Here is a 21200-nt window from a genome sequence, read left to right as displayed (position 1 = left end):
TTGATGGCCCGTGGGGTCAGGCGGTGCGTTTCACCGAAGCTCACGAGATAAGCTCCGGGCTGTAAACATGCAAGCGGCCGCGTTGACGCGGCCGCTAAATTGAGCAGATCAAAGCGCGATCGAAAGCAAAAAGCGAATGCCACACTTGCCGACCGCGCTTCAAATTGCCGTTACTCGGCAGCTGCCTTTTCCGGCAGCTTGACCGAACCACCGGCCTTTTCGATCTTCTCGATCGCGGCCTTGGAGGCGCCGGCGACGTCGAAGGCAAGCTTGGCCTTGAGTTCGCCGTCGGACAGCACGCGCACGCCATCCTTGACGCGACGGATGACGCCGGCGGCGACAAGCGTTTCGGCCGTCACGGTTGCCTTGACGTCAAGCTTCTTGGCATCGACGGCTTCCTGGATGCGGGCCAGCGAGACGACAACGAAGCTCTTGGCGAAGATGTTGTTGAAGCCACGCTTCGGCAGGCGCCGGTAGAGCGGCATCTGGCCACCCTCGAAGCCATTGACGGCAACGCCGGAGCGCGCCTTCTGCCCCTTGACGCCGCGACCGGCGGTCTTGCCGGAACCTGAGCCGATGCCACGGCCGAGACGCTTCTTGGAGTGCGTCGCGCCGTCCTTGTCACGCAGATCGTTGAGTTTCATCTTGCTTCTCCTGCGCTTTGGCTCAGCCCTCGTCCACGACGCGGACGAGATGCTGGACGGCAGCGATCATGCCGCGCACGGAGGGCGTATCCTCCAGCGTGCGCTGCTTGTGCATCTTGTTGAGGCCGAGGCCGACCAGCGTCGCGCGCTGTTCCTTCGGACGGCGGATCGGCGAGCCGATCTGCTCAACGGTGATGGTCTTGGTTGCTTTCTTGGCCATGGTCAAAATCCCTGGTCAGGTCGACTATTCTTCAGCCGCAACGGCGGTGCCGCGGCGGGCCTGAAGGGTCGAATACTTGATGCCGCGCGCCGCAGCCACATCCTTGGGATGCATCTGGCTCTTCAGCGCGTCGAAGGTGGCGCGAACCATGTTGTAGGGGTTCGACGAACCCATCGACTTGGCGACCACGTCATGCATGCCGAGCGTCTCGAAGACGGCGCGCATCGGGCCGCCGGCGATGATGCCGGTACCCTGCTTGGCGGCGCGCAGCAGCACGCGCCCCGCACCCCAGCGTCCTTCGACGTCGTGATGCAGCGTGCGGCCCGAGCGCAGCGGCACGAAGATCATGTCGCGCTTGGCCGATTCGGTTGCCTTGCGAATGGCTTCCGGCACTTCGCGCGCCTTGCCGTGACCAAAGCCGACACGGCCCTTCTGGTCGCCGACGACGACGAGTGCGGCGAAGCCGAAGCGGCGGCCACCCTTGACGACTTTGGCGACGCGATTGATGTGGACGAGCTTGTCCACCATGCCGTCATCGCGCTCTTCACGCTCGCGGCCGCGGCCGCCTTCCCTACGTTCCTGTGCCATATCCTGTTCCTTGTTCTTTTCCGGAAGCACGGGTTGCTGATTGCTGATGCCGCTTTTGGGTCATCAGCGGTGAACTTCTCCTTTGCATGATCCTGTCCGAAAAGTCTGCAACTTTTCGGGATCATGCATTAGAAGCTGAGACCGCCTTCGCGGGCAGCCTCGGCCAGCGCCTTGACGCGGCCGTGATAGATGTACGGGCCGCGGTCGAAGACGACTTCCTTGACGCCGGCCTTGGCGGCGCGCTCGGCGATCAGCTTGCCGATCGCGGCGGCGGCGGCGGTGTCGGCGCCGGTCTTGAGTGAACCCTTGAGGTCCTTCTCGAGCGTCGAGGCGGCAGCGATAGTGTGCCCCTTGGCGTCGTCGATCACCTGGACGTAGATGTTCTTCGATGTGCGGTGCACAGAAAGGCGCGGACGCTCGCCGGCGACTTTCTTGATCTGGCGGCGGACGCGTTGCGCACGGCGCTGGATGGCTTCCTTGGTACCCATGATGTCTTCCTTGCCTTCAAAAAACGGGGGCCGCCATATGCGGCAGGCGAAGCGCCTCCCGCGACCGCTCCCCGCGGCGTTACCACTTCCGTGGCCTGGCCCTGTCCGAAAAGTCTGCAACTTTTCAGGGCCAAGCAGACTACTTCTTCTTGCCTTCCTTGCGGACGATCTTCTCGCCGGCGTAACGGACACCCTTGCCCTTGTAGGGCTCGGGACCGCGGTATTCGCGGATTTCCGCGGCAACCTGGCCGACCTGCTGCTTGTCGATGCCGGCCACGGTGATTTCGGTCGGCTTGGGCACGGTGATCGTGATGCCGGCCGGCGTCTCGTAGACGACATCATGGCTGAAGCCAAGAGCCAGCTGCAGGTTCTTACCCTGCAAGGCAGCGCGATAGCCGACGCCGGTGATCTCGAGCTTCTTCTCGAAGCCGTCCTTGACACCCTGCAGGATGTTGACGATCTGCGTGCGCGACATGCCCCACTTGGAGCGAGCTGTCTTGGTCTGGTCGCGCGGCTGGACAGCGATCTCGCTGCCTTCCATCTTGACCAGCACTTCGTCGTTCACCACGAACTTCAGCTCGCCCTTGGGGCCCTTCGCCGTCACGGTCTGGCCGTTGACGGTCGCGGTCACGCCCTGCGGCAGCGAAACGGGTTTCTTTCCAATACGAGACATTTTGTTGTCCTCGTCACTTCTCTTGTTTCAGGTCTCTGTCTTCGGAACGATCCGAAGACCGGATTCCAATTTGCGGTGAGCTGCCAGATCAGAAGATCTGGCAGAGGATCTCGCCGCCGACGTTCTGCTCGCGTGCTTCGTGGTCGGCCATCACGCCCTTCGGCGTCGAAAGGATGGCGATGCCGAGGCCGTTGGCGACCTGCGGGATCGACTTGGCCGAAACGTAAACGCGGCGGCCGGGCTTCGAAACGCGGGCGATTTCGCGCACGACCGGAGCACCGTCGAAATACTTCAGCTCGATTTCGATCTCGGACTTGCCGTTGTCGAAGTCGGTCTGGCTGTAATCGCGGATATAGCCTTCAGCCTTCAGCACGTCGAGGACGCGGGTGCGCAGACGCGAGGCCGGCGTTGAGACACTCGACTTCTTGCGGCCATAGGCGTTGCGGATGCGGGTCAGCATATCGCCGAGAGGATCGCTCAATGACATGTTATGTCCTCCTTACCAGCTCGACTTGACCAGGCCCGGGATCTGGCCGTTATTGCCGAGGTCCCGAAGCGCGATGCGCGATACTTTGAGCTTGCGATAGTAGGCACGCGGACGGCCGGTGACTTCGCAGCGGTTGCGGATGCGGATCTTGGCCGAGTTGCGCGGCAGGGCAGCAAGCTTCAGCTGAGCGCGGAAGCGCTCTTCCATCGGCTTGGACTGATCCATGATGATCGCCTTCAGCGCGGCGCGCTTGGGACCGTACTGGTCGGCAAGCTTGCGGCGCCTGTTGTTCTTCTCGACTGAGCTGGTCTTTGCCATTTCAGATTTTTCCTTTTCTCGCTGCCGTTACTGGCGGAAGGGGAAGTTGAAAGCCTTGAGCAAAGCCCTGGCTTCGTCGTCCGTCTTCGCAGTCGTACAAACGATGACGTCCATGCCCCAGATCTGATCAACCTTGTCGTAGTTGATCTCCGGGAACACGATGTGTTCCTTGATGCCCATGGCGTAGTTGCCACGGCCATCGAAGCTCTTCGGATTCAATCCGCGGAAGTCGCGGACGCGCGGCAGCGCAATGTTCACGAGGCGATCGAGGAACTCGTACATGCGTTCCTTGCGCAGCGTGACCTTGGCGCCGATCGGCATCTTCTCGCGAACCTTGAAGCCCGCGATCGAATTGCGGGCGCGGGTCACGACGGCCTTCTGGCCGGCGATCATCGCCAGGTCCTCGGCCGCGACCGAAGGCTTCTTCGAATCGGCGGTCGCTTCGCCCACACCCATGTTCAGCACGATCTTGTCGATGCGCGGAACCTGCATCTCGTTGTCGTAGCCGAATTGCTCCTGCAGCGCCTTGCGGATGGTCTCGTTGTAGACCTGCTTGAGGCGCGGCGTGTTGTTGGCAGTCGCCTGCTTGGTTTGAGCCTTAGCCATTGATGACTTCTCCCGAGCGCTTGGCGACGCGCACCTTCTTGCCGTCCTTCTGGAAGATGAAACCGACGCGGGTCGGCTTGCCATCCTTCGGGTCGGCCAGCGCGATGTTCGACAGCTGGATCGGCGCTTCCTTGGTGATGATCCCGCCCTCTTGGGACTGGGACTGCTTCTGGTGACGACGGATCATGTTGACGCCGCGCACCAATGCGGTGTCATCCTTCGGCTGAACCGAGAGGACTTCGCCCGAACGGCCCTTGTCCTTGCCGGCCAGCACGACGACCTTGTCGCCTTTTCTAATCTTTTGCATTGGTCCGGCTCCTTACAGCACTTCAGGCGCGAGCGAGATGATCTTCATGTGGTTCTTGGCGCGGAGTTCGCGCGGAACCGGTCCGAAGATACGCGTGCCGATCGGCTCTTTCTTGTTGTCGACGAGAACGGCCGCGTTCTTGTCGAAACGGATCACGCTGCCGTCCGGGCGGCGGATGTCCTTGGCCGTGCGAACCACGACCGCCTTCATCACATCGCCTTTCTTAACGCGGCCGCGCGGAATGGCTTCCTTGATCGACACCACGATGATGTCGCCCACGGAAGCGTATTTCCGCTTCGAGCCGCCCAGCACCTTGATGCACATGACACGACGCGCGCCGGAATTATCCGCCACGTCGAGGTTTGTTTGCATCTGAATCATGACTGGCCGCCTTCTTCTTTTCTAACGGGACGGGCTCGAAGCCCCTCCCCGGTCTGTCCAAAATTCGTTGTTTACGCCCGGAGGTCAGGCTTGGTCCGAGGACACGACGATCCAGCGCTTGTCCTTGGAAATCGGCTTCGATTCCTGGATGAACACCTGATCGCCGACCTTGTGGGCGTTGTTCTCGTCGTGCGCCTTGTACTTCTTGGTCATGCGCACGGTCTTCTTCATCACGGGATGCGTGAAGCGCCGTTCGACCTTGACGACAACCGTCTTCTCGTTCTTGTCGCTGACGACGGTGCCCTGCAGAATGCGCTTTGGCATGGTTTTCGTCCTTAAGCCTTCTTGGCCGCGGACTTTTCCGCAGCGATGGTCTTGATACGCGCAATGTCCTTGCGAACCTGCCTCACGCGCGCGGTCTTCTCGAGCTGGCCGGTGGCCTTCTGGAAGCGCAGGTTGAACTGCTCCTTCTTCAGGCTGGCCAGGTCGTCGGTCAGCTGGTCCTGGGTCTTGGTCCGGATGTCTTCGGCTTTCATGATCAGCCCGTCCTTATTCTGCGATGCGCTGTACGAAGCGCGTCCTGACCGAGAGCTTGGCCGCGCCGAGACGCAGCGCCTCACGGGCGGTTTCTTCATTGACGCCATCGATCTCGAACATGATGCGGCCCGGCTTGACGCGCGCCGCCCAGTAGTCGACCGCGCCCTTGCCCTTGCCCATGCGGACTTCGGTCGGCTTCGACGTGACCGGCACATCCGGGAAAATACGGATCCACACGCGGCCGGCGCGCTTCATTTCGCGAGTGATCGCGCGGCGGGCCGCCTCGATCTCACGCGCGGTGACACGGTTCGGCTCAAGCGCCTTCAGCCCGAAACCACCGAAATCCAGGTTGGTGCCGCCCTTTGCGGTACCATGGATACGGCCCTTGAACTGCTTGCGGAACTTTGTGCGCTTTGGCTGCAGCATCGTTCTAACTCCAAATTCCTAAATGTCTCAGGCGTTTTCGCGACGACGACCGCGTTCGCGATCACCACCACCGCCATGCGCAGCATCACCCTCGGTCGCACGACGCTCCGAAGCCATCGGATCGTGCTCGAGGATTTCGCCCTTAAATACCCAGACCTTGACGCCGCAAATGCCGTAGGCCGTATTCGCCTCGGCCGTGCCGTAGTCGACATCGGCGCGCAACGTATGCAGCGGCACGCGACCTTCACGGTACCATTCCATGCGCGCGATCTCGGCGCCGCCAAGGCGGCCGGCGCAGTTGATGCGGATGCCTTCGGCACCGAGGCGCATGGCCGACTGCACGGCACGCTTCATGGCGCGGCGGAACGCGATGCGACGCTCGAGTTGCTGGGCGATCGACTGGGCGACCAGGGTCGCGTCGATTTCCGGCTTGCGCACTTCGACGATGTTGAGGTGCGTCTCGGACTTCGTCATCTCCATCAGCTTCTTGCGAAGCTTCTCGATGTCGGCGCCCTTCTTGCCGATGATCAGACCCGGGCGCGCGGCATGGATGGTGACGCGGCATTTCTTGTGCGGACGCTCGATCACGACCTTCGAGATCGCGGCCTGCTTGAGCTCCTTCTCAAGATACTTGCGGATCTTAATGTCCTCATGCAGCAGCTTGCCGTACTCGCCGGTGTTCGCGAACCAGCGCGAATCCCAGGTGCGGTTGATGCCGAGGCGAAGACCGATCGGATTGACTTTCTGGCCCATTATGCGGCCTCCCCTTTTTCTTCGACTTCACGAACGACGATCGTGAGGTGCGAGAACGGCTTCTCGATACGGCTGGCGCGACCACGGCCACGAGCGTGGAACCGCTTCATGACGATTGACTTGCCGACATAGGCTTCCGCCACGATCAGAGCATCGACGTCGAGGTCGTGGTTGTTTTCCGCGTTGGCGATTGCCGATTCCAGCGTCTTCTTGACCGTGCCGGAAATCCGCTTGGCCGAGAATTCGAGATCGGAAAGCGCTGTCGCGACCTTCTTGCCGCGGATCAGCGCGGCAACCAGGTTCAGCTTCTGCGGGCTGATACGGATCGTGCGCAACACGGCGCGCGCTTCGTTGTCAGCAAGCCTGCGCGGAGCTTTGGCCTTGCCCATGATTATTTCCTCTTCGCCTTCTTATCCGCGCCGTGACCGTAATAGGTCCGCGTCGGAGCGAATTCACCGAACTTGTGACCGACCATGTCCTCGTTCACCGAGACGGGAACATGCTTCTGGCCGTTGTAGACACCGAAGGTGAAGCCGACGAACTGCGGCAGGATGGTGGAGCGACGGCTCCACATCTTGATCACCTCATTGCGACCACCTTCACGAACCTTGTCCACCTTCTTGAGAAGGTAGCCGTCGATGAAGGGGCCTTTCCAAATAGAACGAGTCACTTGGCGTTACCTCTTCTTAGCTCTTGCGCTGATGGCGCGAGCGCAGGATGAACTTGTCGGTCGCCTTGTTGGACCGCGTCTTCTTGCCTTTGGTCGGCTTGCCCCACGGGCTGACCGGATGGCGGCCACCGGAGGTGCGGCCTTCGCCGCCGCCGTGCGGATGGTCGACCGGGTTCATGGTCACGCCGCGATTGTGCGGACGCTTGCCACGCCAAACCGTGCGGCCGGCCTTGCCATCGTTGATGTTGCCGTGGTCCGGATTGGACACGGCACCGACGGTGGCCATGCAGGAGCCGTGAACGACACGCTGTTCGCCCGAGTTGAGGCGCAGGATCGCCATACCCTGGTCGCGGCCGACCAGCTGGCCGTAACCACCTGCCGAACGGGCGACCTGGGCGCCCTTGCCCGGCTTCAGCTCGATGTTGTGGACGATGGTGCCGACCGGCATCGAGGCCAGCGGCATCGCATTGCCCGGCTTCACGTCGACCGCTTCGCCTGCCACGATCTTGTCGCCGGGAGCCAGACGCTGCGGAGCGATGATGTAGGACAGCTCACCATCATCATACTTGATCAGCGCGATGAAGGCGGTGCGGTTCGGATCATATTCGATGCGCTCGACCGTGCCGACAACGTCGAACTTGCGACGCTTGAAGTCGATGATGCGATACGAACGCTTGTGACCGCCGCCGATGAAGCGGGCGGTGATGCGGCCGTGATTGTTGCGACCGCCCGATTTGGTCAGGCCTTCGGTCAGGCCCTTGATGGGCTTGCCCTTGTAGAGGCCCGAGCGGTCGACGATGACCAGCTGGCGGGTGCTCGGCGTTATCGGGTTGAATTTCTTAAGTGCCATTGTCCTGTCCTCGCGGCCTTGCTCAGAGACCCGTCGCGACGTCGATCGACTGGCCGTCGGCCAGCGTCACGATCGCCTTCTTGACGTCGCTCTGGCGGCCGATCGTGCCGCGGAAGCGCTTGATCTTGCCCTTGCGGACAAGCGTGTTCACGGCCATCACCTTGACGCCGAACAGCGCTTCGACGGCGGCCTTGATTTCCGGCTTCGACGCCTTCTTGGCGACGTTGAAGACGACCTGGTTCTGCTCGGAGGCCATGGTCGACTTTTCGGTGATCGCCGGCGAGACGATCACGTCGTAGTGACGAAGGTCGGTCATTTAAAGCGCTCCTCGAGAGCCTCGACGGCGGCCTTCGAAAGGACCAGCGTGCCGCGGCGCAGAATGTCGTAGACGTTGATGCCCTGGATGGGCAGCACGTCGATGTTGGGGATGTTGGTGGCTGCCAGCTTGAAGTTCTTGTCAAGCTCGGCACCGCCAATCACCAGGGCGTTGGTCAGGCCCAGCGTCGCGAAATTCGCGATCAGCGCCTTCGTCTTGGCCTCGGTCAGCTTCAGCTCGTCGATGATGATGATCGACGCGCTCTTGGCCTTGGCGGAGAGAGCATGCTTGAGGCCAAGCGCACGAACCTTCTTGGGCAGTTCATGCTCGTGGCTGCGAACGACCGGGCCGTGGGCCTTGCCGCCGCCGCGGAACTGCGGAGCGCGTGCCGAGTGGTGACGGGCGCGGCCCGTACCCTTCTGCTTGTACATCTTGGCGCCGGTGCGCGCGATTTCGGCGCGGCCCTTTGCCTTGTGCGTGCCCTGCTGCTTCTTGGCAAGCTGCCAGCGCACGACGCGCTGGAGGATGTCTTCGCGCGGATCAAGGCCGAAAATTCCGTCGGAAAGTTCCACCTTGCCGGCGTCTTTACCGCCGAGCGTTGTGATCTTGAGATCCATTATTCCGCTCCCTCTGTGGCCGGAGCCTCGTTCTTCGCAGCTGCCGCAACAGCGCGGATCGCGGCGGGCTTCGGCGCATTGGCCGGCAGCGCCACCTTGGCCGCGTCGCGGACCAGGATCCAGGCGCCCTTCGATCCGGGAACCGCACCGCGGATCAGGATCAGGCCGCGGTCGGCGTCGGTCGAGACGATCTCGACATTCTGCGTGGTGACGCGGGTGTCGCCCATGTGGCCAGCCATATGCTTGCCCTTGAACACCTTGCCCGGGTCCTGACGCTGGCCAGTCGAACCGTGAGTACGGTGCGAGACCGAGTTACCGTGCGTCGCACGGCCACCACCCATGTGGTGGCGCTTGATGACGCCCTGGAAACCCTTGCCGATCGTCGTGCCCGTCACATCGACCTTCTGGCCGGCGACAAAGTGCTCGACGGTGATCTCGGCGCCAACATCGATCATGTTGTCGGCGGAGACGCGGAACTCGGCAACCTTCGCCTTCGGCTCGACGGAAGCGGTCGCGAAATGGCCGCGCATCGCCTTCGACGTGTTCTTCACCTTGGCGAGGCCAACGCCGAGCTGAACGGCGGTGTAGCCATTCTTCTCCTGCGTGCGCTGTGCCACGACCTGGCAGTTCTCCATCTGGAGAACGGTGACGGGAACATGTTCCCCGGCATCATTATAGATGCGGGTCATTCCCACCTTCTTTGCAATCACACCTGAACGCATCGGTTCAATTCCTTTAGAGTTCCGGGCCAGGGACACCGCCCCCTACCGCGCTCTCATTCCCTTAGAGCTTGATCTCGACGTCGACGCCGGCGGCCAGATCGAGCTTCATCAAAGCATCGACGGTCTGCGGGGTCGGATCGACGATGTCGAGCAGACGCTTGTGCGTGCGCATCTCGAACTGCTCGCGGCTCTTCTTGTCGACGTGAGGCGACCGATTGACCGTGAACTTTTCGATCCGCGTCGGCAGCGGAATGGGCCCGCGGACGTTTGCACCGGTGCGCTTGGCCGTCGACACGATTTCCTTCGTCGAGGCGTCGAGCACGCGGTGGTCAAACGCCTTCAGGCGGATGCGGATATTCTGTCCGTTCATGCGTCACTTCCTTGTTCTGGCGCGGCGCGGGCAACTGCGGCGCCCGCGACAGATCGGTTTAAGTCCAAATTACTCTTTGATGGTGACGACGATGCCGGCACCGACGGTGCGGCCGCCTTCACGGATGGCGAAGCGCAGCTTCTCTTCCATGGCGATCGGCACGATCAGCTCGACATCGACCGTGATGTTGTCGCCGGGCATCACCATCTCGGTGCCTTCCGGCAGCGACACGATGCCGGTCACGTCGGTCGTGCGGAAGTAGAACTGCGGACGGTAGTTGGTGAAGAACGGCGTGTGACGGCCACCTTCGTCCTTGGTCAGGATGTAGGCTTCGGCCACGAACTTCTTGTGCGGCTTCACCGTGCCGGGCTTCGCCAGAACCTGGCCGCGCTCGACACCTTCACGGTCGACGCCGCGCAGCAGCGCGCCGATGTTGTCGCCGGCCTGGCCCTGATCGAGCAGCTTGCGGAACATTTCCACGCCCGTGCAGGTCGTCTTGGTCGTCGGACGGATGCCGATGATTTCCAGCTCCTCGCCGACCTTGACCACGCCGCGCTCGACGCGGCCGGTCACGACCGTGCCACGGCCCGAGATCGAGAACACGTCCTCGATCGGCATCAGGAACGGCTTGTCGAGCGGACGAACCGGCGTCGGGATGTAGGCGTCGACCTGAGCCATCAGCTCGCGGATCGCGTCCTCGCCGATCGTCTTGTTCGAATCCTCAAGCGCTGCCAGCGCCGAACCCTTGACGATCGGAATGTCGTCGCCGGGGAATTCGTTCTTCGACAAAAGTTCGCGAACCTCGAGCTCGACCAGTTCGAGCAGCTCGGCGTCGTCGACCTGGTCGACCTTGTTCAGGAACACCACGATCGACGGCACGCCGACCTGACGGGCAAGCAGGATGTGCTCGCGGGTCTGCGGCATCGGGCCGTCGGCGGCCGACACGACCAGGATCGCGCCGTCCATCTGCGCGGCACCGGTGATCATGTTCTTCACATAGTCGGCGTGGCCGGGGCAGTCGACATGCGCGTAGTGGCGGTTGGCCGTCTCGTATTCGACGTGAGCCGTCGAGATCGTGATGCCGCGCGCCTTCTCTTCCGGCGCCGCGTCGATCTGGTCATAGCGCTTGTATTCGCCAAAATACTTGGTGATCGCAGCCGTCAGCGACGTCTTGCCATGGTCGACGTGACCAATCGTGCCGATGTTCACATGAGGCTTAGTGCGCTCGAATTTACCTTTTGCCATGTGATGTCTCCATTCCTGCTCGCCCATGCGGGCTTTGAATTGCGTTACCGCGGCAGCTCTTTCGAGTTACGCGTATTTCTTCTGGACTTCCTGAGCGACCGCGGTCGGGACCGGCTCATAGTGATCGAACTGCATCGTGTAAGCCGCGCGGCCCTGGCTCATCGAGCGCAGGTTGTCGACGTACTTGAACATGTTGGCGAGCGGCACCATCGCGTTGATGACGACGGCCACGCCGCGCGCTTCCTGGCCCTGGATCTGGCCGCGACGGCCGTTCAGGTCACCGATGACGCTGCCGACGTAATCTTCCGGCGTCACCACCTCGACCTTCATGATCGGCTCGAGCAACTGCACGCCAAGCTTGGGAGCAGCTTCACGGAAGCAAGCACGGGACGCGATTTCGAAGGCAAGAACCGAGGAGTCGACATCGTGATAGGCTCCGTCGATGAGCGTTGCCCTGACGCCGATCATCGGGAAGCCGGCGAACGGACCAGCGCCCATGACGCTCTGGATGCCCTTTTCAACGCCCGGAATGTATTCCTTCGGCACCGCGCCGCCGACGATCTTGGACTCGAATACGAAGTCCTCGCTCTCGGAATTCGGCTCGAACACAACCTTGACGCGCGCGAACTGGCCGGTACCGCCGGTCTGCTTCTTGTGCGTGTAGTCCTGCTCGTGCTTGCGGGTGATCGTCTCGCGATAAGCCACCTGCGGCGCGCCGACATTGGCTTCGACCTTGAACTCGCGACGCATGCGGTCGACGATGATGTCGAGGTGCAGTTCGCCCATGCCGGAGATGATGGTCTGGCCGCTTTCCTCGTCCGTCTTGACGCGGAAGGACGGGTCCTCGGCAGCCAGGCGATGAAGGGCGAGCCCCATCTTTTCCTGGTCGTTCTTGGTCTTCGGCTCGATGGCGATCTGGATAACCGGATCGGGGAATTCCATGCGCTCGAGGATCACCGGGTGCAACGGATCGCACAGCGTGTCGCCGGTGGTGGTGTCCTTGAGGCCGGCCAGGGCGACGATGTCGCCGGCGAAAGCCTCTTCGACGTCGGCGCGCGAATTCGCATGCATCTGGAGCATGCGGCCGATGCGCTCCTTCTTGCCTTTCACGGTGTTGTCGACAGAGACGCCCTTGGTGAGCTTGCCCGAATAGATGCGGGCAAAGGTCAGCGAACCGACGAACGGGTCGTTCATGATCTTGAAGGCGAGCATCGACAGCGGCTCGTTGTCGTCCGCATGACGCTCGATCTCGGCGTCGGTCTTGGCATCGACACCCTTGATGGCCGGAACGTCGGCCGGCGACGGCAGGTATTCGACAACGGCGTCGAGCAGCGGCTGCACACCCTTGTTCTTGAAGGCCGAGCCGCAGAACATCGGGTAGAACTTGACCGCGATCGTGCCCTTGCGGATCAGCGAACGGATCTCGTCATTCGACGGCATCTTGCCTTCGAGGTAGTTCTCGAGCGCCGTCTCGTCCATTTCGACGGCGGCTTCGATCATCTTCTCGCGATATTCCTCGGCACGCGCCTTGAGGTCGGCCGGGATCTCGACGACGTCCCAGGCAGCACCCAGGGTTTCATCGCGCCAGACAAGCGCGTTCATCTCGACGAGGTCGACGACGCCCTTGAATTCGGTCTCGGCGCCGATCGGCAGCTGCATGACGACAGCCTGCGCACCGAGGCGCGAGCCGATCATCTCGACCGAGCGGTAGAAGTCCGCGCCGATCTTGTCCATCTTGTTGCAGAAGATCATGCGCGGCACGCGGTACTTATCGGCCTGACGCCAGACGGTTTCCGTCTGCGGCTCGACACCGGCGTTGGCATCGAGCAACGCAATGGCTCCGTCGAGCACACGCAGCGAACGCTCGACCTCGATGGTGAAGTCGACGTGTCCAGGGGTGTCGATGATGTTGAAGCGGTGCATCTTGCCGTCACGAGCCTTCCAGAAGGTCGTGGTCGCAGCGGACGTGATGGTGATGCCGCGCTCCTGCTCCTGCTCCATCCAGTCCATGGTGGCAGCGCCGTCGTGCACTTCGCCGATCTTGTGCGACTTGCCCGTGTAATAGAGGACGCGCTCGGTAGTCGTCGTCTTGCCGGCGTCAATATGCGCCATGATACCGAAATTGCGGTAGTCTTCGATTTTGTATTCGCGGGCCATCGTAGCTGCCTCTCAGTCCTGTTCGCGCTTTACCAGCGGTAGTGTGCGAAAGCGCGGTTGGCTTCAGCCATCTTGTGGGTGTCTTCACGCTTCTTCACGGCAGTGCCGCGGTTGTTGGCCGCGTCCATCAGCTCGCCGGAGAGGCGGTCGACCATGGTGGTCTCGTTGCGGTTGCGGGCCGCGGCAATCAGCCAGCGGATCGCCAGCGCCTGGCGGCGCTCGGGGCGCACGTCGACCGGAACCTGGTAGGTGGCGCCGCCGACGCGACGCGAACGCACTTCCACATGCGGCGCGACATTGTCGAGCGCCTGGTGGAAGACGGTGACCGGCTCCTGCTTGGTCTTCGACTGGACCTGGTCCAGCGCGCCATAGACGATGGTCTCGGCGACCGACTTCTTGCCGTCATACATGACGGCGTTCATGAACTTGGTGACGATCAGATCACCGAACTTGGGATCCGGGTTGATCTCACGCTTTTCTGCACTGTGACGACGCGACATGGCTTTTGTCTCTCAATCTCGTAGCCTTGCGCCGGAAAGCGACAAGGCCGGAAAACCTTACTTCGGACGCCCCTTACTTCGGACGCTTGGCGCCGTACTTCGAACGGCGCTGCTTGCGGTTCTTCACGCCCTGCGTGTCGAGCACGCCGCGGATGATGTGATAGCGCACGCCCGGAAGATCCTTGACGCGGCCGCCGCGGATCATGACCACGGAGTGTTCCTGAAGGTTGTGACCTTCGCCGGGGATGTAACCGATCACTTCAAAACCATTGGTCAGGCGGATCTTGGCCACCTTGCGCAGCGCCGAGTTCGGCTTCTTCGGCGTCGTCGTATAGACGCGCGTGCAGACGCCCCGCTTCTGCGGGTTCTGCTGCATGGCCGGGACCTTGTTGCGCTTCACCGGCGCAATGCGCGGCTTGCGGATCAGCTGGTTGACGGTAGGCATTAAACCCTCTTGTCTCTCAATTCCGTGTCTCGTGCCGGTCAAGGCTCGCTCAAAGCGTCATTTCCATACGCAAATTCGGGCCACAAACCGCGCCTTGCGGTCTTGCCCGAACAAATCGCAGAGGAAGCGGAAACCGCTTCGTGCACGCCGGAGATGTCTTTTCGCTCGTAAAACGAACCCTGTTTGAGGCAAACTCCAAAGCGTGTCGCTTCGGAAGCAAGAGCCTCACATCGGTTCTGACTGGGCGGCTTCTACTCGTAAGCCCGCGAACCGTCAAGCCCGCAGTGGCAAATATTGCATTGAAGGCGGGGCTTGGCAGCCATGCGAAAACCGCAAGTAATTTTCTTTCGCCGTTTTGCAAGGGCGGGGAAGAAAGTGACCGGCCTTTGGCTGTTGCGGGGCCTTGCTTCATGCGAAAAAGGCCGCATGAACACTGACAATCCCTCGCCGCGGAGGAATCGGCCCGTGAACGACAATGAAGAACGCCCGGTCACCATCATCACCGGCCGGGTGTGGAAGAAGAAAGGCGGCAAGCCGGAAGGCGTGCATGTCATGCTGGTGGCGCCCGATGACGATTCGGCGGTGCGCCGCGCGCTCGAATCGCTCGCGGCGGAAGGCTATGCCGAAGCCGAACTCGACCAGATCGGCGACATGGAGGGCGAGCCCGACGATGAGCCGCATCTTTCGGCCTTTCAGGGCGCGCTCGAAGGCGAAGTGTCGATCGTGACCTTCGACGTTCCGATCTGATCGCAAGCGTGATGCCCCTCACCTGCCCTGCGCCGCAGTGCCGATTCGTTCGGATAACTGGTATGGCCGGTGCTTGCCCGTCATGTCCGATCTGCTAAGAGACGCGCAGTCGTCCAAACCCGGCGGAGCCTCATGTCCTCATCCATCTCGCCCATAAGAATCGGCATTGTCGGCGTCGGCAAGATCGTCCGCGACCAACACCTTCCGGCACTGGCCAAGGATCGGGACTACCAGCTGATCGCGGCGGCCAGCCGGCACGGCAAGGTCGACGGCATCGCGAATTACCCTGATATTGAGACGATGCTTGGCGCGGTTCCCGAACTCGACGCCGTGTCGCTGTGCATGCCGCCGCAGTTCCGCTATGACGCCGCGCGCAAGGCGCTCGAGGCCGGAAAGCACGTCTTCCTGGAGAAGCCCCCGGGTGCCACGGTCAGCGAAGTCGAGGACCTGAAGGCGTTCGCGACGAAACAAGGCGTCTCTTTGTTCGCCAGCTGGCACTCGCGATACGCGCCGGCGGTGGAAGCCGCACGGACATTCCTGGTTTCGACCAGAATCAAATCGGCGGCGATCGTCTGGAAGGAAGATGTACGGCGCTGGCATCCGAATCAGGACTGGATCTGGCAGCCTGGCGGCTTCGGCGTCTTCGATCCCGGTATCAACGCGCTGTCGATCGCAACCTACATCCTGCCGGCCATGTACATCACTTCGGCCGTGCTCGATTTTCCCAAGAACCGTGATGCACCGATCGCGGCGCAGGTCGCCTTCCGCGCGGCGAACGGATCTGATGTGACGATGGACCTCGACTGGTTGCAGACCGGACCGCAGAGCTGGGACATCCTGGCCGACGCGGATGCTGGACAGATGGTGCTCTCGGGTGGCGGCTCGAAACTCGCCGTCGACGGCAGTGTCGTACACCAGGAGCCGGAAGCGGAATATCCGATGCTCTACCGGCGGTTTGCCGAAATCGTGCACGCCGGGACGTCGGATGTGGACCTCGCGCCGCTCCAGCACGTCGCCGACGCGTTCATGCTCGGCAAGCGCAACGTGGTCGAGGCGTTTTTCGACTGACGATCGCCGGCCGCGCTGGCCTCAGTCGACAATGGCGATGGCAAAGCCGTCATGCCCTTGGCGCCCACGGTCTGGATGGCGGTGCCGTCCAGCCGTTTGTCGCCGCCGATGAAGGAAAACGCCGCGCGTGCGCCTTCGACATTGGCATCGCGACCATCCTCATCCAGCACGGCGCCGTCACGGATGACGTTGTCGCAGATGATGACCGTTCCGGAGCGCGACAGCCGCAAGGCCCAGGACAGATAGTTCGGGTTGTTCGGCTTGTCGGCATCGATGAAGATGAGGTCGAACGGACCGGCGTTCTCGCCACCCAGTGCTGCAAGCGACTGGAGCGCCGGGCCGACGCGCAATTCCACACGGTCCGCAACTGCTGCCCGCACGAAATTCGAACGCGCGACGCTGGCATGGTGCGGATCGAGTTCGAGCGTCACGACCTTGCCGTCGGCGGGCAATCCCCGCGCCATCCAGATGGTCGAATAGCCGCCCAGCGTGCCGATCTCGAGCACCTTCTTCGCGCCGCTGATGCGCACCAGCAGCGAGAGCAGTTTTCCTTGCGCCGCCGAGACGTCGATCGCCGGCAGGCCGTTGTCGCGGTTGGCCGCCAGAACCGCGTCGAGAACGGGATCCGCCTCGAAGAGCGAGGAGACGATGTAGTTATCGACAGCCGTCCAGATCTTCGTGCTCATCTGTTTTCCTCCGATTATAGAAATGAAAAAGCCGCCGGGTTGCCCCGACGGCTTCTGTTGCCTGAGATTTTTGCCGCCTCGCTTACTGCGCGGCGGTTGTCATGTCCGCCAGCATCGGCTCGGCGACTTCCACACCGGAGGCCTTGCGGCGCTCGTCGATGATGAGTTCGTCGCGCGAGGTGGCGATGCGCCGGATCTGGCTCATCGTGCCGCCGGTACCGGCCGGGATCAGCCGGCCGACGATGACGTTTTCCTTCAAGCCCTGCAGCATGTCGGTCTTGCCGGCAACCGCGGCTTCCGTCAGCACCCTGGTCGTCTCCTGGAAGGAGGCGGCCGAGATGAAGGACGGCGTCTGCAGCGATGCCTTGGTGATGCCGAGCAGCACCGGCTGGCCCTCGGCCGGCTTCTTGCCGTCCTCGACCAGACGCTCGTTGACCTCTTCCAGTTCGATCACGTCGACATGATCGCCCGGGATGTAGGTCGAGTCGCCCTGCACCGTGATCTCGACCTTCTGCAGCATCTGGCGAACGATCACCTCGATGTGCTTGTCGTTGATCGACACGCCCTGCAGGCGGTAGACTTCCTGGATCTCGTTGACGAGATAGGAAGCAAGTGCCTCCACGCCCTTGATCGCCAGGATGTCGTGCGGCGCCGGATTGCCGTCGAGGATGTAATCGCCCTTCTCGATGACGTCGCCGTCCTGGAGATGGAACGGCTTGCCCTTCGGAATCAGGTACTCGACCGGCTCAAGCGTCGAGTCGTGCGGCTCGATGATGATGCGGCGCTTGTTCTTGTAGTCGCGGCCGAAGCGGATCGTGCCATCGATCTCGGCGATGATGGCGTGATCCTTCGGACGACGTGCCTCGAACAGTTCGGCGACACGCGGCAGACCGCCGGTGATGTCCTTGGTCTTGGCGCTTTCCATCGGGATACGCGCCAGGACGTCGCCGGGGCGAACCTGGGAACCCGGCTCGACCGAGAGAATGGCCTCGACCGAGAGCAGGAAGCGGGCATCGCCACCCTTCGACAGCTTGCCGACCTTGCCCTTGGAGTCCAGGATGGCAATCGCAGGCTTGAGGTCGTTGCCGCGCGGCGTCGACCGCCAGTCGATGACCTCACGCTTGGTGATGCCGGTCGACTCGTCGGCCGTTTCCTGAACGGAAATGCCGTCGACCAGATCCTCATAAGACACCTTGCCCTCGATTTCAGTGAGGACAGGACGGGTATAGGGATCCCACTCGGCGATACGCTGACCGCGCTTCACCTTGTCGCCATCGTCCACGAAGATGCGTGAACCATAGGTGACACGGTGCGTCGCGCGCTCCTTGCCGGCTTCGTCGAGGATCAGCACCGCCATGTTGCGGCCCATGACCATCTGCTGGCCGTCCGAGTTGCGCACCACGTTGCGGTTGCGGATCTCGACCTTGCCCTCATAGGAGGCTTCAAGGAACGAGCTGTCCACCACCTGCGCGGTACCGCCCATGTGGAAGGTGCGCATGGTGAGCTGCGTGCCCGGCTCGCCGATCGACTGCGCCGCGATGACGCCGACGGCTTCACCCTGGTTGACCGGGGTGCCGCGGGCCAGATCGCGTCCGTAGCAGACCGCGCAGACGCCGATCCTGACCTCACAGGTCAGGGCCGAGCGGATGCGGACCGACTGCACGCCGGCCTTTTCGATCTGCTCGACGTCACGTTCGTCCATGAGCGTTCCGGCCTTGACCAGAACCTCGCCCGACACCGGATGGGTGATATCGTCGAGCGATGTACGGCCCAGCACGCGCTGGCCGACCGAAGCGACAACCTGACCTGCATCGACGATCGGCTGCATGGTGAGGCCCTTGTCGGTGCCGCAATCCACGGAGTTGACGATGCAGTCCTGCGCCACGTCGACCAGACGACGGGTGAGGTAACCCGAGTTCGCCGTCTTCAAGGCGGTGTCGGCCAGACCCTTGCGGGCGCCGTGGGTCGAGTTGAAGTACTCGAGCACGGTCAGGCCTTCCTTGAAGTTCGAGATGATCGGCGTCTCGATGATTTCACCCGACGGCTTGGCCATCAGGCCGCGCATGCCGGCAAGCTGGCGCATCTGGGTGGGCGAGCCACGCGCCCCGGAGTGCGACATCATGTAGATCGAGTTCATCGGCTTCTGACGGCCATTGTCTTCGAACTCGACCGCCTTGATGCGGGCCATCATTTCGTCGGCGACCTTTTCCGAGCACTTGGCCCAGGCGTCGACGACCTTGTTGTACTTTTCGCCCTGCGTGATCAGGCCGTCATTGTACTGCTGCTCGTACTCTTTGGCCAAGGCCTCGGTGTCCGACACCAGCTTGATCTTGGTGTCCGGGATCAGCATGTCGTCCTTGCCGAACGAGATGCCGGCACGGCACGCATGAGCAAAGCCGAGCGCCATGATGCGATCGCAGAAAATGACCGTCTCCTTCTGACCGCAATGGCGGTAGACGGTGTCGATCATCTTGGAGATGTTCTTCTTGGTCATCTCCTGGTTGGCGGTCTCGTAAGGCACATTGACGTTCTTCGGCAAGAGCTCGCCGATGATCATGCGGCCAGGCGTGGTGTCATGGATCTTCGACACGACCTTGCCTTCGGCGTCGACCGTGCGGAAGCGGCCCTTGATCTTGGCGTGCAAGGTCACGGCCTTGGTCTCGAGCGCGTGCTGGAGTTCGCCCATATCGGCAAACACCATGCCCTCGCCCGGCTCGTTCTGGTTGACGATCGAGAGGTAGTAGAGACCCAGAACCATGTCCTGCGACGGCACGATGATCGGCGCGCCGGAGGCCGGGTGCAGGATGTTGTTGGTCGACATCATCAGCACGCGGGCTTCCAACTGCGCTTCAAGCGACAGCGGCACGTGAACGGCCATCTGGTCGCCGTCGAAGTCGGCGTTGAAGGCCGTGCAGACCAGCGGGTGAAGCTGGATCGCCTTGCCTTCGATCAGGATCGGCTCGAACGCCTGGATGCCGAGGCGGTGCAGCGTCGGCGCGCGGTTCAAGAGAACCGGATGCTCGCGGATCACCTCGTCGAGGATATCCCAGACTTCCGGACGCTCCTTCTCGACCAGCTTCTTCGCCTGCTTGACCGTCGAGGAGTAACCCTTGGCGTCGAGACGGGCGTAGATAAAGGGCTTGAACAGTTCGAGCGCCATCTTCTTCGGGAGGCCGCACTGATGCAGCTTGAGCTCCGGACCGGTGACGATGACCGAACGGCCGGAATAGTCGACGCGCTTGCCGAGCAGGTTCTGACGGAACCGGCCCTGCTTGCCCTTGAGCATGTCGGACAGCGACTTCAGCGGACGCTTGTTGGCGCCGGTGATGACGCGGCCGCGACGGCCGTTGTCGAACAGCGCATCGACGGCTTCCTGCAGCATGCGCTTTTCATTGCGCACGATGATGCCCGGCGCCCGCAGCTCGATCAGCCGCTTCAGGCGGTTGTTGCGGTTGATGACGCGGCGATAGAGATCGTTCAGGTCGGACGTCGCGAAGCGTCCACCATCCAGGGGAACCAGCGGGCGCAGGTCCGGCGGGATCACCGGAACGACCTTCATGATCATCCATTCCGGACGGTTGCCGGATTCCATGAAGTTCTCGACGACCTTGAGCCGCTTCAGATACTTCTTTTGCTTCAGCTCGGACGTGGTCGAAGCCAATTCCGAACGCAGGTCGCCGGCGATCTTCTCCAGGTCCATGCCGGCCAGAAGGTCATGAATGGCCTCGGCGCCGATCATGGCGGTGAACGAATCCTCGCCATACTCGTCGACGGCGATCATGTACTCTTCCTCGCTGAGCAGCTGGTGCTCCTTCAGCGCGGTGAGGCCAGGCTCGGTGACGATGTAGTTCTCGAAGTAGAGGACGCGCTCGATGTCCTTCAGCGTCATGTCGAGCAGCGTGCCGATGCGCGAGGGCAGCGACTTCAGGAACCAGATATGGGCGACGGGTGCCGCCAGCTCGATATGGCCCATGCGCTCGCGGCGAACGCGCGACAGCGTGACTTCGACGCCGCACTTCTCGCAGATGACGCCCTTGTACTTCATGCGCTTGTACTTGCCGCACAGGCATTCGTAGTCCTTGATCGGGCCAAAAATGCGCGCGCAGAACAGACCGTCACGCTCCGGCTTGAAGGTGCGGTAGTTGATGGTCTCCGGCTTCTTGATCTCGCCGAACGACCAGGACAGAATCTTCTCAGGGCTGGCAAGCGAAATCCGGATGGAATCGAACACCTGCGCAGGCGCCTGCGGATTGAAGAGATTCATGACCTCTTGGTTCATGCCGTTCTCCTTTTCGGGGTCCTCGAAAACCCCTTGCATCTAACGCGGGCCGAATGCCCGCTGAGTGGTCGGCCCACCGGCCGTCGAATTTCGTGGACGC

General features: G+C 62.1%; 28 protein-coding genes and 1 pseudogene. 2 read left to right on the top strand and 27 right to left on the bottom strand.

The genetic code is table 11. The features are described from left to right. Positions 1–170 precede the first annotated feature (170 nt). From rplO to rpsL, 25 genes are all read right to left on the bottom strand, one after another. A complete protein-coding gene (gene rplO, locus FJ492_RS01350) occupies positions 171–644 on the bottom strand; it encodes a 50S ribosomal protein L15 (RefSeq protein WP_140505214.1) in 474 nt (157 codons plus the stop codon). Between the two features lie 22 nt (positions 645–666). Continuing rightward, on the bottom strand, positions 667–864 hold the full coding sequence (gene rpmD, locus FJ492_RS01345; protein ID WP_006205449.1) for a 50S ribosomal protein L30: 198 nt from the start codon (positions 862–864) through the stop codon (positions 667–669). 24 nt (positions 865–888) lie between these two features. Next, on the bottom strand, positions 889–1452 hold the full coding sequence (gene rpsE / locus FJ492_RS01340; protein WP_032933400.1) for a 30S ribosomal protein S5: 564 nt from the start codon (positions 1450–1452) through the stop codon (positions 889–891). Positions 1453–1580: 128 nt separating this feature from the next. Continuing rightward, the gene (rplR, locus tag FJ492_RS01335; RefSeq protein WP_140505212.1) at positions 1581–1940 is read right to left on the bottom strand and encodes a 50S ribosomal protein L18; all 360 of its coding nucleotides are present in this window, start codon (positions 1938–1940) and stop codon (positions 1581–1583) included. A 139-nt stretch (positions 1941–2079) separates the two neighbouring features. Continuing rightward, positions 2080–2613, bottom strand: coding sequence for a 50S ribosomal protein L6 (gene rplF / locus FJ492_RS01330; RefSeq protein ID WP_013895694.1), 534 nt, complete (start codon positions 2611–2613; stop codon positions 2080–2082). Positions 2614–2701: 88 nt separating this feature from the next. Beyond that, positions 2702–3100 (bottom strand): 30S ribosomal protein S8, encoded by a 399-nt coding sequence (rpsH, locus tag FJ492_RS01325; protein ID WP_013531431.1) that lies wholly within the window; start codon positions 3098–3100, stop codon positions 2702–2704. Positions 3101–3112: 12 nt separating this feature from the next. Beyond that, entirely contained in the window at positions 3113–3418 is a 306-nt protein-coding gene (gene rpsN, locus FJ492_RS01320) for a 30S ribosomal protein S14 (RefSeq protein WP_010909282.1), read from the bottom strand. Between the two features lie 27 nt (positions 3419–3445). Then, the gene (rplE, locus tag FJ492_RS01315) at positions 3446–4024 is read right to left on the bottom strand and encodes a 50S ribosomal protein L5 (RefSeq protein WP_032935916.1); all 579 of its coding nucleotides are present in this window, start codon (positions 4022–4024) and stop codon (positions 3446–3448) included. Further along, entirely contained in the window at positions 4017–4331 is a 315-nt protein-coding gene (gene rplX, locus FJ492_RS01310) for a 50S ribosomal protein L24 (RefSeq protein WP_006205456.1), read from the bottom strand. Before rplX ends, rplE begins: the two co-directional genes overlap by 8 nt. Before the next feature lie 12 nt (positions 4332–4343). After that, on the bottom strand, positions 4344–4712 hold the full coding sequence (rplN, locus tag FJ492_RS01305; RefSeq protein ID WP_006205457.1) for a 50S ribosomal protein L14: 369 nt from the start codon (positions 4710–4712) through the stop codon (positions 4344–4346). Positions 4713–4796: 84 nt separating this feature from the next. Continuing rightward, positions 4797–5036: a 30S ribosomal protein S17 gene (gene rpsQ / locus FJ492_RS01300; protein ID WP_010909280.1), complete on the bottom strand. Its 240-nt coding sequence runs from the start codon at positions 5034–5036 to the stop codon at positions 4797–4799. Positions 5037–5047: 11 nt separating this feature from the next. After that, a complete protein-coding gene (rpmC, locus tag FJ492_RS01295) occupies positions 5048–5248 on the bottom strand; it encodes a 50S ribosomal protein L29 (protein WP_006205459.1) in 201 nt (66 codons plus the stop codon). A gap of 13 nt (positions 5249–5261) precedes the next feature. Beyond that, positions 5262–5675, bottom strand: coding sequence for a 50S ribosomal protein L16 (gene rplP, locus FJ492_RS01290; protein ID WP_006205460.1), 414 nt, complete (start codon positions 5673–5675; stop codon positions 5262–5264). A 27-nt stretch (positions 5676–5702) separates the two neighbouring features. Beyond that, on the bottom strand, positions 5703–6428 hold the full coding sequence (gene rpsC / locus FJ492_RS01285; RefSeq protein ID WP_013895697.1) for a 30S ribosomal protein S3: 726 nt from the start codon (positions 6426–6428) through the stop codon (positions 5703–5705). Further along, entirely contained in the window at positions 6428–6817 is a 390-nt protein-coding gene (gene rplV, locus FJ492_RS01280; protein ID WP_006205462.1) for a 50S ribosomal protein L22, read from the bottom strand. Before rplV ends, rpsC begins: the two co-directional genes overlap by 1 nt. Positions 6818–6819: 2 nt before the next feature. Continuing rightward, complete coding sequence (gene rpsS, locus FJ492_RS01275; protein WP_006205463.1) at positions 6820–7098, bottom strand: 30S ribosomal protein S19; 279 nt, start codon at positions 7096–7098, stop codon at positions 6820–6822. A gap of 16 nt (positions 7099–7114) precedes the next feature. Continuing rightward, positions 7115–7948, bottom strand: a complete 834-nt coding sequence (gene rplB / locus FJ492_RS01270; RefSeq protein ID WP_140505210.1) for a 50S ribosomal protein L2 — start codon at positions 7946–7948, stop codon at positions 7115–7117. A gap of 22 nt (positions 7949–7970) precedes the next feature. Next, positions 7971–8264: a 50S ribosomal protein L23 gene (locus tag FJ492_RS01265; RefSeq protein ID WP_010909275.1), complete on the bottom strand. Its 294-nt coding sequence runs from the start codon at positions 8262–8264 to the stop codon at positions 7971–7973. Then, entirely contained in the window at positions 8261–8881 is a 621-nt protein-coding gene (gene rplD, locus FJ492_RS01260) for a 50S ribosomal protein L4 (protein WP_015317984.1), read from the bottom strand. Before rplD ends, FJ492_RS01265 begins: the two co-directional genes overlap by 4 nt. Beyond that, a complete protein-coding gene (rplC, locus tag FJ492_RS01255; protein WP_023757978.1) occupies positions 8881–9603 on the bottom strand; it encodes a 50S ribosomal protein L3 in 723 nt (240 codons plus the stop codon). Before rplC ends, rplD begins: the two co-directional genes overlap by 1 nt. A gap of 61 nt (positions 9604–9664) precedes the next feature. Beyond that, a complete protein-coding gene (gene rpsJ, locus FJ492_RS01250) occupies positions 9665–9973 on the bottom strand; it encodes a 30S ribosomal protein S10 (protein WP_010909272.1) in 309 nt (102 codons plus the stop codon). A 69-nt stretch (positions 9974–10042) separates the two neighbouring features. Continuing rightward, entirely contained in the window at positions 10043–11218 is a 1176-nt protein-coding gene (gene tuf, locus FJ492_RS01245; RefSeq protein ID WP_013895701.1) for an elongation factor Tu, read from the bottom strand. A 66-nt stretch (positions 11219–11284) separates the two neighbouring features. Further along, on the bottom strand, positions 11285–13375 hold the full coding sequence (gene fusA, locus FJ492_RS01240) for an elongation factor G (RefSeq protein ID WP_027146624.1): 2091 nt from the start codon (positions 13373–13375) through the stop codon (positions 11285–11287). Between the two features lie 29 nt (positions 13376–13404). Next, the gene (rpsG, locus tag FJ492_RS01235) at positions 13405–13875 is read right to left on the bottom strand and encodes a 30S ribosomal protein S7 (protein ID WP_008875664.1); all 471 of its coding nucleotides are present in this window, start codon (positions 13873–13875) and stop codon (positions 13405–13407) included. Between the two features lie 73 nt (positions 13876–13948). Then, on the bottom strand, positions 13949–14320 hold the full coding sequence (rpsL, locus tag FJ492_RS01230; protein ID WP_006333356.1) for a 30S ribosomal protein S12: 372 nt from the start codon (positions 14318–14320) through the stop codon (positions 13949–13951). A 465-nt stretch (positions 14321–14785) separates the two neighbouring features. Between rpsL and FJ492_RS01225 the strand changes: the two genes are divergently transcribed. Both FJ492_RS01225 and FJ492_RS01220 read left to right on the top strand, forming a co-directional pair. Beyond that, positions 14786–15067: a transcriptional regulator gene (locus tag FJ492_RS01225; protein WP_127277968.1), complete on the top strand. Its 282-nt coding sequence runs from the start codon at positions 14786–14788 to the stop codon at positions 15065–15067. Positions 15068–15211: 144 nt separating this feature from the next. Then, positions 15212–16135: a Gfo/Idh/MocA family oxidoreductase gene (locus tag FJ492_RS01220; RefSeq protein ID WP_181166562.1), complete on the top strand. Its 924-nt coding sequence runs from the start codon at positions 15212–15214 to the stop codon at positions 16133–16135. A gap of 21 nt (positions 16136–16156) precedes the next feature. Here FJ492_RS01220 and FJ492_RS01215 read toward each other — a convergent pair. Further along, positions 16157–16821, bottom strand: a pseudogene (locus FJ492_RS01215) (O-methyltransferase). Between the two features lie 82 nt (positions 16822–16903). After that, entirely contained in the window at positions 16904–21100 is a 4197-nt protein-coding gene (gene rpoC, locus FJ492_RS01210; protein ID WP_027146628.1) for a DNA-directed RNA polymerase subunit beta', read from the bottom strand. Between the last annotated feature and the right edge of the window lie 100 nt (positions 21101–21200).

Origin of the sequence: Mesorhizobium sp. B2-5-4 (assembly GCF_006441095.1) — a bacterium.
In the GTDB taxonomy this organism is placed as follows: domain Bacteria; phylum Pseudomonadota; class Alphaproteobacteria; order Rhizobiales; family Rhizobiaceae; genus Mesorhizobium; species Mesorhizobium salmacidum.
This window is presented reverse-complemented; position numbering and strand designations above follow the sequence as displayed.

What these genes read in the sequence shown, in the direction of transcription:
- rpoC (WP_027146628.1), bottom strand. Translation starts at nt 21,100, where the DNA reads ATGAACCAAGAGGTCATGAATCTCTTCAATCCGCAGGCGCCTGCGCAG.
- rpsL (WP_006333356.1), bottom strand. Translation starts at nt 14,320, where the DNA reads ATGCCTACCGTCAACCAGCTGATCCGCAAGCCGCGCATTGCGCCGGTG.
- rpmC (WP_006205459.1), bottom strand. Translation starts at nt 5,248, where the DNA reads ATGAAAGCCGAAGACATCCGGACCAAGACCCAGGACCAGCTGACCGAC.
- rpmD (WP_006205449.1), bottom strand. Translation starts at nt 864, where the DNA reads ATGGCCAAGAAAGCAACCAAGACCATCACCGTTGAGCAGATCGGCTCG.
- rplX (WP_006205456.1), bottom strand. Translation starts at nt 4,331, where the DNA reads ATGCAAAAGATTAGAAAAGGCGACAAGGTCGTCGTGCTGGCCGGCAAG.
- rpsE (WP_032933400.1), bottom strand. Translation starts at nt 1,452, where the DNA reads ATGGCACAGGAACGTAGGGAAGGCGGCCGCGGCCGCGAGCGTGAAGAG.
- rplP (WP_006205460.1), bottom strand. Translation starts at nt 5,675, where the DNA reads ATGCTGCAGCCAAAGCGCACAAAGTTCCGCAAGCAGTTCAAGGGCCGT.
- rplR (WP_140505212.1), bottom strand. Translation starts at nt 1,940, where the DNA reads ATGGGTACCAAGGAAGCCATCCAGCGCCGTGCGCAACGCGTCCGCCGC.
- rpsC (WP_013895697.1), bottom strand. Translation starts at nt 6,428, where the DNA reads ATGGGCCAGAAAGTCAATCCGATCGGTCTTCGCCTCGGCATCAACCGC.
- rpsQ (WP_010909280.1), bottom strand. Translation starts at nt 5,036, where the DNA reads ATGCCAAAGCGCATTCTGCAGGGCACCGTCGTCAGCGACAAGAACGAG.
- rplC (WP_023757978.1), bottom strand. Translation starts at nt 9,603, where the DNA reads ATGCGTTCAGGTGTGATTGCAAAGAAGGTGGGAATGACCCGCATCTAT.
- rplO (WP_140505214.1), bottom strand. Translation starts at nt 644, where the DNA reads ATGAAACTCAACGATCTGCGTGACAAGGACGGCGCGACGCACTCCAAG.
- rpsH (WP_013531431.1), bottom strand. Translation starts at nt 3,100, where the DNA reads ATGTCATTGAGCGATCCTCTCGGCGATATGCTGACCCGCATCCGCAAC.
- rpsJ (WP_010909272.1), bottom strand. Translation starts at nt 9,973, where the DNA reads ATGAACGGACAGAATATCCGCATCCGCCTGAAGGCGTTTGACCACCGC.
- rplB (WP_140505210.1), bottom strand. Translation starts at nt 7,948, where the DNA reads ATGGCACTTAAGAAATTCAACCCGATAACGCCGAGCACCCGCCAGCTG.
- rplV (WP_006205462.1), bottom strand. Translation starts at nt 6,817, where the DNA reads ATGGGCAAGGCCAAAGCTCCGCGCAGGCTTGCTGACAACGAAGCGCGC.
- FJ492_RS01265 (WP_010909275.1), bottom strand. Translation starts at nt 8,264, where the DNA reads ATGACCGACCTTCGTCACTACGACGTGATCGTCTCGCCGGCGATCACC.
- rplF (WP_013895694.1), bottom strand. Translation starts at nt 2,613, where the DNA reads ATGTCTCGTATTGGAAAGAAACCCGTTTCGCTGCCGCAGGGCGTGACC.
- tuf (WP_013895701.1), bottom strand. Translation starts at nt 11,218, where the DNA reads ATGGCAAAAGGTAAATTCGAGCGCACTAAGCCTCATGTGAACATCGGC.
- rplE (WP_032935916.1), bottom strand. Translation starts at nt 4,024, where the DNA reads ATGGCTAAGGCTCAAACCAAGCAGGCGACTGCCAACAACACGCCGCGC.
- fusA (WP_027146624.1), bottom strand. Translation starts at nt 13,375, where the DNA reads ATGGCCCGCGAATACAAAATCGAAGACTACCGCAATTTCGGTATCATG.
- rpsN (WP_010909282.1), bottom strand. Translation starts at nt 3,418, where the DNA reads ATGGCAAAGACCAGCTCAGTCGAGAAGAACAACAGGCGCCGCAAGCTT.
- rplD (WP_015317984.1), bottom strand. Translation starts at nt 8,881, where the DNA reads ATGGATCTCAAGATCACAACGCTCGGCGGTAAAGACGCCGGCAAGGTG.
- rplN (WP_006205457.1), bottom strand. Translation starts at nt 4,712, where the DNA reads ATGATTCAGATGCAAACAAACCTCGACGTGGCGGATAATTCCGGCGCG.
- rpsG (WP_008875664.1), bottom strand. Translation starts at nt 13,875, where the DNA reads ATGTCGCGTCGTCACAGTGCAGAAAAGCGTGAGATCAACCCGGATCCC.